The sequence below is a fragment of the Methylobacterium sp. WL6 genome, from assembly GCF_008040095.1.
Classification (GTDB): Bacteria; Pseudomonadota; Alphaproteobacteria; order Rhizobiales; family Beijerinckiaceae; genus Methylobacterium.
In genome coordinates this window covers 1-7,850 of the sequence record NZ_VRVH01000219.1, presented here as the reverse complement: position 1 = coordinate 7,850, position 7,850 = coordinate 1, and the positions used below count along the sequence as shown (strand labels likewise).

Genomic DNA, 7,850 nt, shown 5'->3' with positions numbered 1-7,850 from the left:
GCGGTCGCGGCGGCGGCATCGGCGGCGGTCACGGCTTCGGCGGCGGCGGGTTCGGCGGCGGCCGTGGCTTCGGTGGTGGCCGCGGCTTCGGTGGTGGCGGCTTCGCGGGTCGCGGCATCGGCGGCGGTGGCTTCGCCAATCGCGGGATCGGCGGCGGCTTCGCCAACCGAGGCGCGTTCGGCGGCAATGCCGGCTTCGCCAATCGCGGCGCATTCGGCGGAAACCGCGGCTTCGCCAACAACGCGGGCTTCGCCAACCGCGGGATCGGCCGGGGCTACGGCGCCGGTTATGGGCGCGGTTACCGCGGCGGGTACGGTCGCGGCCTCGGATACGGCGCTGCCGGGCTCGGCCTCGGGCTGGCGACCGGCGCGCTGATCGGCGGCGGCCTGGGTTACGGCTACGGCGGATACGGCTACGACGACAACTACTACGGAGGCGGCTATGCGCCGGCCGGCTACGGCTACGGCTACGGCTACAATCCGGGATACACCGAGGTTCAGACCGAGGTGGCGCCGGGGCCGCAGGAATCGGTGAGCTACTGCATCCAGCGCTTCCGCTCCTACGATGTGCGGTCGCAGACCTACCTCGGCAACGACGGCCAGCGGCATTCCTGCCCGTAACGGCATCGTGCCGAACTGAAGGAGAGCCCCGCGGCCGAGAGGGTCGCGGGGCTTTTTGCTGCCGGCCGGATACCGTGCCGGGCCGAAGGGAAACTCACATCATGATGGCCGACGAAATCGAAGACCTGCACCGTGCCCGAACCGTGCTCGCACGCCAGCGCAACGCGATGACCAAGCGGCTCGCCGGGATCGATCTCGCGCCGGTCTCGATGGCCGAGGACCTGACCCGCATCCTCGTCGCGATCGAGGCCGTCGACCGGGCGCTGACCGCCGAGGGCCGCCCTTACATGGCGCCCGAGATACAGGCCGAGGGCTGACGGCCCAACGCCGACCCGAAAGGCTCGGGCCGGCGTTCCATGATCGATCGCCCGTCGGATCGGCGCCCGCGATGCGCCGATCGTCCTTCGCCCGCGACCGGTCTCAGGCCGAGGCGACCTCGATCCGCACCGGGACCGACTTCGCCGCGGGCACCTTGCTGCGCTCGGCATGGTGCCAGAGCGGGATCAGCGGATTGCATTCGGGGTAGTAGCCGCCGACGCAACCCTTCGGGATGTCGTAGGCGAGCACCCGAAACCCATCCACCCGCCGAACGACCTGGTCGTTGGCCGCACCGACGAGATCGACGTTCTGCGCATCGCGCAGGCCGAGGCGGGCGATGTCGTCGCGGTTCATGAACAGCACCATGCGCGTGCCTTTGACGCCGCGGAAGCGATCGTCGTAGCCGTAGATCGTGGTGTTGAACTGATCGTTCGACCGCATCGTGATGAGGCGCATCACGTCCGGATCGGCCTGCTCGGTGTCGGGATCGGCCGACAGCCCGCGGGGGGTGACGAAGTTCGCCTTGCCGCTCTCGGTCTTCCAATCGCGGTCGGCCGCGGGGATCGGACGGCGGAAGCCGCCGGGCGTCCACATCCGCGCGTTGAAGTCCTTGAACTGATCCGGATAGGTCGCCTCGATCGCGTCGCGCACGCTGGCGTAGTCGCTGCCCCAGCGATCCCAGTCGATTCGCGGATTGGGCGCCAGCGTCGCCTTGGCGATCCCGGCGACGATCCGCGGCTCGGAAAGCAGTTCCGGTCCCGCCGGCTCGGCATAGCCCTTCGAGCCGTGGATGCACGCGGTCGAATCCTCCATCGAGACCGCCTGCCGTCCTCCGGCCTGCTGGTCGATCTCGATCCGACCGAGGCAGGGCAGGATGTAGGCGACCTCGCCGTGGATCAGGTGGTTGCGGTTGAGCTTGGTCGAGATCTGCACCGTCAGGCGCAGGGTCTTCCAGGCCGCCTCCATCAGCGTGGTCTCCGGGACGGCGCGGATGAAGTTCCCGCCGAGCGCCACGAACGCCTTCACCGACCCGTCGAGGATGCCCTCGCAGGCCTCGACGGTGTTGAGGCCCTTCTCCATCGGCGGCTCGAAATCGTAGAGCTGCCGCAGCTTGTCGTTCGGCACCAGCTCCGGCTTCTCGGTGATGCCGACCGTGCGCTGCCCCTGGACGTTGGAGTGCCCCCGGACCGGGCAGATGCCGGCGCCGCGCTTCCCGATGTTGCCGCGCATCAGGAGCAGGTTGACCAGGGCCTGCACCGTCTCGACGCCCATGCGGTGCTGCGTCAGCCCCATCCCGTAGACGCCGATCGTCGCCTTCGCCTTGGCGTAGGTCGCGGCCGTCTGCTCCAGGGCCTTCCGCGTCAGGCCGGAATGCCGCTCGAGCTCGTCCCAGGTCTTTTCGCGCACGGAGTCCGCGAACGCCTCAAAGCCCTGGGTGTGCTCGGCGATGAAGGCGGTGTCGAGAACCCGCTCCGCCCCGCTCGCGATCGCCGCGTCGTCGAGCGCCAGCAGCGCCTTGCAGATGCCGTAGATCGCCCCGAGGTCGCCGCCGGCCTTCACCTGGAGGTACTGCGACGAGATCCGCGTCTCGGATCGCGTCAGCATCTCGAGCGGCGCCTGCGGGTTGGTGAAGCGCTCCAGCCCGCGCTCGCGGAACGGGTTGAAGGTGATGATCGGGACGCCGCGCCGGCTGGCGTCCTGCAGCGGGTGCAGCATCCGCGGCGCGTTCGAGCCGGGGTTCTGGCCGAAGAACAGGATGCAGTCGGTATGCTCGAACGCCTCCAGCAAAACGGTGCCGACCGGCGAGCCGATGCTCTCGGGCAGGGCCACGGAGGTCGATTCGTGGCACATGTTCGACGAGTCGGGCAGGTTGTTGTTGCCGTAGAGCCGCGCCAGCAGGCCGTACATGTACGAGGTCTCGAGCGAGGCGCGGCCCGAGGCGTAGAACACCGCCTGCTTCGGCTCGAGCGCCTTCAGCTCGGCGCCGATCTCCGCGAAGGCGTCGTCCCACGAGACCGGCCGGTACCGGTCGGTCGCCGCGTCCCAGCGCAGCGGCACGGTGAGGCGGCCGAGCTCCTCGAGATCGTAGTCGCGCCAGCCGGCGAGCTCGGTCACGGTATGGGCGGCGAAGAAGTCGGCGCCGACGCGCTTGCGCGTCACCTCCCACGCGGTGGCCTTGGCGCCGTTCTCGCAATACTCGAACACCGCCGGCTTGCCGGGCTTGGCCCAGGCGCAGCTGACGCACATGAACCCGCCGGGCTTGTTTTGGTGGCGCAGCATCAACCCGCCGGTGACGGGGATCTGCTCGCGCAGCAGGATCTCGGTCAGCGACTTCGCCGACCCCCAGCCGCCGGCCGGCCCCTCGTAGGGATCGAGCTGCACCGAATCCGTCATTCCCGAGACTCCAACTTCGCGTTCGCGGATCGGGCCGAAGGCGCGATCATCGGGGAAGAACCGTCCGTCGGTGCGAAAGGGTCCGGTCGGGCGCATGCGGCAAACATCGCGCGCGCGCAGGGTCGGCGGCGGGCGGTCGGCCGTGCTACGGCTCGCCCCGGCCATCATCGAAAGCACGCCCCCGATTGTCCGACCGGAACGAGACCCCGCTGCCGCGCGCCGCAGACGCCCCGCGCGACGCCCGAACCGAAGCGGTCCTCGACCGGATCGCCGCCGCGGGGAGCACCCGCTTCGGGACCGGCGAGCACGGGCTCGATCTCGTGCGCATCGACGCCGCGGGCACAACGCTCGCGCAGCGCATCGACTCGGAGGCGCCCCCGCCGGCGTGGTGGGACCCCGAATGCGGCGGCCTGAACCTCGTCGACGCGGTCCTCGACAGGGCCCGGATGGAAGGGGCGAACCTCTCGGCCGCGAACCTGCGGCGGGCGAACCTCTCCGGCGCGGTCGGCCGCTCCGCCACCTTCGCCGGCGCGAACCTGGAAGAGGCCGACCTCGGCGAGGCCGACCTCAGCGGCACCGATTTCCGGGGCATCGTCGCCGGCCAGGCGAGCTTCCGCGAGGCGATGCTGGAGGATGCACGCTTCGACGACGCGGCGTTGCGCTTCGCGAAGTTCCCGCAGGCGCTGCTCGACGGCGCGAACTTCTCCGGCGCCGACCTGTGGGGCGCGGACTTCACCGGGGCGGATGCCGACGACACCAGCTTCAAGGGGGCGCGGCTCGACGAGGCCGACCTCTCCGACGTGAACCTGACGCACGCGGACTTCGAGGGCGCGAGCCTGACCAAGGCGCGCCTCGTCGGCTCGCGGCTTCGCGGCGCCAACCTCTCGAACGTCAAGCTCGACGGCGCCGACCTCTCCGGCGCGGACCTCTCGGAGACCAGCCTGGTCCGGCTTAACTTCGTCACGTGCAAGCTGCACCATGCCCGCTTCGCCGGCGCCTGGCTCAACGGCACGCGGATGCGGATCGAGCAGCTCGGCGGCATGGTCGGCGAGGAGGCCGCGGGCGACTACGCCGGCGCGCAGGCGAGCTACCTCGCGCTGGAGCAGAACCTGAAGAGCATCGGGAGCCACGACGAGGCGAGCTGGGCGTACAAGCGCGGCCGAAGGATGGGGCGGTTCGAGGCCGGGGAGAAGACCCGCGCGGCCTGGACCGCACGGGACGGGCGGGCGTTCCTGCGCCACGGCTACCGCTGGACCTCGGACCGCTTCGTCGAGTGGCTGTGCGACTACGGCGAGAGCCTGTCGCGGATCGCCCGCGCCTTCGCCATCCTGATCGTCGTCTTCGCGGTCCTGTTCGGTTTCGCCGGCGGCCTGATCCCGGACGGGTCGACCGAGCCGACCCGGAACGCCGTCGACTGGCTGAGCTACAGCGCGCTCAACATGATGACGGCGAACCCGCCGGAGATCGGCGTCAAGCCGATCGGCCGCTTCACCAACCTGCTCGTCGGCATCGAAGGCGCCGCCGGCATCATCCTGATGGGGTTGTACGGCTTCGTGCTCGGCAACCGGCTGCGCCGCTGATTTTGCCGGGTGCGCCCTATGTCACGGGGCAGGGCCGCGCCGGCCGAGGATCACGCACCTTCATGCCCGACTGGATTCGCGACACCGTGTGGTGGCAGGTCTACCCGCTCGGCTTCGTCGGGGCGGAAGGCACGCGCCGACGCGGCGCCGAGGTCGCGCATCGCCTGGACCACATCGTCGCCTGGCTCGACTACGCCGCCGATCTCGGCGCGACCGGCCTCGCGCTCGGCCCGATCTTCGCGTCCGAGACCCACGGCTACGACACGATCGACTACCTGCGCATCGACCCGCGGCTCGGCGACGAGGCCGACTTCGACCGGCTGATCGCGGCGGCCCATGCCCGCGGGCTGAAGGTCCTGCTCGACGGCGTGTTCAACCATGTCGGGCAGGATTTTCCGGCGTTCCGCACTGTCCTCGACGAGGGCCCGTCCGCCGCCCGGGCCGGCTGGTTCCACCTGTCCTGGCCGGAGGGCACCAACCCCGGCGACGTGCCGGACCACCGCTGCTTCGAGGGCCACAGCGCCCTGGTCACCCTGAACCACGACCACCCCGAGGTCGCCGACCACGTCGTCGCGGTGATGAACCACTGGCTGGCCCGCGGCGCCGACGGCTGGCGCCTCGACGCGGCCTACGCCGTCCCGCGCGCCTTCTGGACGCGCGTCCTGCCGCGGGTCCGCGCGGCGCATCCGGACTCCTACTTCGTCGGCGAGGTGATCCACGGCGATTACGCCGGCATCGTCGCCGAGACCGGCCTCAATTCGGGGACGCAGTACGAGCTGTGGAAGGCGATCTGGAGCGGCCTCAACGACCGCAACCTGTTCGAGCTGGCACACGCCCTGAAGCGGCACGACGACTTTCTCGACGCCTTCGTGCCGATGACCTTCGTCGGCAACCACGACGTCACCCGGATCGCGAGCCGGATCGCCGACATCCGGCACCTGCCCCATGCCCTGGCCGTGCTGCTCACCGTCGGCGGCACGCCCTCGATCTATGCCGGCGACGAGCAGGCCTTCCGCGGCATCAAGGAGGACCGGGCCGGCGGCGACGACGCCGTCCGCCCGGCCTTCCCCCCGAGCCCCGACGACCTCGCGCCGGAAGGCTGGCCGACCTACCGGCTGCATCAGGATCTCATCGCCCTGCGCCGGCGGCATCCGTGGCTGCACACGGCGCGGACGCGCGCGCTGCACCTGACTAACACCGCCCTGACGCTGGAAGCGCAGGGCGACGGGCAACGGCTCCTCCTCGCCCTCAACCTGTCGGACGAGCCGTCGGAGCAGCCGGCGCCGGGCGCGCTCGGCCTCGAAGCCGGGCAGGGCGAGGTGATCGGCGAGGGCGAAGCCCAGGCCCGCATCCGCCTTTCGCCGCACGGATGGGCGATCCTCGCGGCAAAGGCGTGATCGCCGGGCGCGCCGCCCTAGGTGGAGATCGTGAAGCGGACGAGGCCGACCATGCAGACGCGAGCGCGCACGACCGGGATCCGCAAGCCGTCGCTGAGACACCTCGTCTTCGCGGTCTCGCTCGACATTGTCGCGCATGCCGGGGCCGCCTCGGCGCTGGAAGTGACCCGCTCCCGCATCGTCGCCGCGCCGCCCGCCGCGATCTGGTCGTTGATCGGCGGCTTCTGCGACATCGCGCGGTGGCACCCGCAGGTGACGCGCTGCACGCTGTCATCGGAAGACGGCGCCCCGGTGCGCGCCCTCGTCGCGGCGGGCGGCCTCGGCACGCTCATCGAGATCGAGACCGCGCGGGACGAGGCGGCGCTGAGCTATTCCTACAGGCTCGTCTCCGGGCCGTTGCCGGCGAAGGACTACACGTCGACGCTCTCGGTCACGCCGATCGGCAAGGGCGCGACGGTCACCTGGACCGCGCGCTTCGAGGCGGAGGGGATGACCGAGGCCGAGGCGGTCGCCGACATCGCCGGCGTCTACGAGGCGGGCCTCGCCGGCATTGCCAAGGAAGCCGCTCCCTAGGCGAGCCGTGCGGTCAGTCCTTCGACAGGCTGTCGATGAGGTGGTTCAGGTCGATGCGCATCGCCTGCACCTCGGGCTCGGTCAGATCGAGCTGGCACATGACGCTCTGGCGCACCTCCGCCGCGTCGGCGCGCAGGGCACGCCCCTTCTCGGTCAGGGCGATCTCGACCTCGCGCTCGTCGGAGCGGCGTCGGTTGCGCTGGAGCAAGCCGGCCGCCTCGAGCCGCTTGAGCACCGGCGTCAGCGTGCCGGAATCGAGGCGCAGGCGCCGCCCGATCTCGGAGACGGTGACCCCGTCGGTCTCCCACAGGACCATCAGCACGAGATATTGCGGGTAGGTCAGCCCGATCCGCTCCAGCAGCGGGCGGTATGACTTCGTCATCCGGTGCGCGGCCGCATAGAGGGCGTAGCAGAGCTGGTTGTCGAGCAGCAGGGGATCCCTGGTCCGCTCGGCTTCCGCCTCGGGCGCCTCCCGCGTCGCCTCCGTCATGCACGCCATCTCAGTCGCCCACATCGTCACGCGCGAGTCTCCGTCGCGCTCGCGCGTCGCCCCAGCCTTCCCGCATAGCACGATATGTCCGATCGGTGAGGGGGCGAACGTGAAATTCCGTCGCAAACCTCATTGCATAGAGCCACTTATTGCATGGAGCCACTTGCCGTCTCAGGCGGCGAGCGCGTCGAGGCTCGCGAGCAGGCCGGGCTCGTCCTCAAGCGTGCGCAGGTCGAGGTGCAGGGCGCCGTCGGCGATCCGGCCGATCACCGGGACCGGCAGATCGCGCAGGAGGGCGGCCATGCGCTTCGGCCAGGCACCGCCGCGGCGCCCGCCCTCGCCCGCGGGCGGGGTCAGGACCAGACAGGCGCTCGGCAGGGTCTCCACCGGCAGGGCGCCCGAGCCGATCTGGCTGCTGCAGGCCGCGACCGCGACCTCCGCCCGGCCGGCGAGGCGACGTGCCACCTCCGGCGCGAGC

Annotated in this window: 7 protein-coding genes and 1 pseudogene; 5 read left to right on the top strand and 3 right to left on the bottom strand. The window is 70.8% G+C overall.

All coding sequences use genetic code 11. The features are described 5' to 3' along the window. Together FV230_RS21240 and FV230_RS21235 are read left to right on the top strand one after the other, a co-directional pair. Positions 1-620 (top strand): BA14K family protein (locus tag FV230_RS21240; RefSeq protein WP_147843807.1); only part of this gene is annotated, 620 nt, incomplete at its 5' end. A gap of 101 nt (positions 621-721) precedes the next feature. Next, positions 722-937, top strand: coding sequence for a hypothetical protein (locus FV230_RS21235; RefSeq protein ID WP_147726058.1), 216 nt, complete (start codon positions 722-724; stop codon positions 935-937). Positions 938-1,040: 103 nt separating this feature from the next. On the opposite strand, the gene FV230_RS21230 is transcribed toward FV230_RS21235, so the two are convergent. Continuing rightward, a complete protein-coding gene (locus tag FV230_RS21230; RefSeq protein ID WP_147843806.1) occupies positions 1,041-3,332 on the bottom strand; it encodes an FdhF/YdeP family oxidoreductase in 2,292 nt (763 codons plus the stop codon). A gap of 185 nt (positions 3,333-3,517) precedes the next feature. On the opposite strand from FV230_RS21230, the gene FV230_RS21225 reads away from it, so the two are divergent. The 3 genes from FV230_RS21225 to FV230_RS21215 all read left to right on the top strand — a co-directional run bounded on the left by FV230_RS21225 (position 3,518) and on the right by FV230_RS21215 (position 6,882). Further along, positions 3,518-4,912 carry a pentapeptide repeat-containing protein gene (locus FV230_RS21225; RefSeq protein WP_246694945.1) on the top strand — a complete coding sequence of 465 codons (1,395 nt, stop codon included), beginning with the start codon at positions 3,518-3,520 and terminating at the stop codon, positions 4,910-4,912. 62 nt (positions 4,913-4,974) lie between these two features. Then, positions 4,975-6,309, top strand: a complete 1,335-nt coding sequence (locus FV230_RS21220; protein ID WP_147843805.1) for an alpha-amylase family glycosyl hydrolase — start codon at positions 4,975-4,977, stop codon at positions 6,307-6,309. 51 nt (positions 6,310-6,360) lie between these two features. Further along, positions 6,361-6,882, top strand: coding sequence for an SRPBCC family protein (locus FV230_RS21215; RefSeq protein ID WP_147843804.1), 522 nt, complete (start codon positions 6,361-6,363; stop codon positions 6,880-6,882). A gap of 13 nt (positions 6,883-6,895) precedes the next feature. On the opposite strand, the gene FV230_RS21210 is transcribed toward FV230_RS21215, so the two are convergent. Further along, positions 6,896-7,372, bottom strand: coding sequence for a MarR family transcriptional regulator (locus FV230_RS21210; RefSeq protein WP_147726067.1), 477 nt, complete (start codon positions 7,370-7,372; stop codon positions 6,896-6,898). A gap of 171 nt (positions 7,373-7,543) precedes the next feature. After that, positions 7,544-7,850 (bottom strand): annotated as a pseudogene (locus FV230_RS21205) (L-seryl-tRNA(Sec) selenium transferase); the annotation flags it as partial.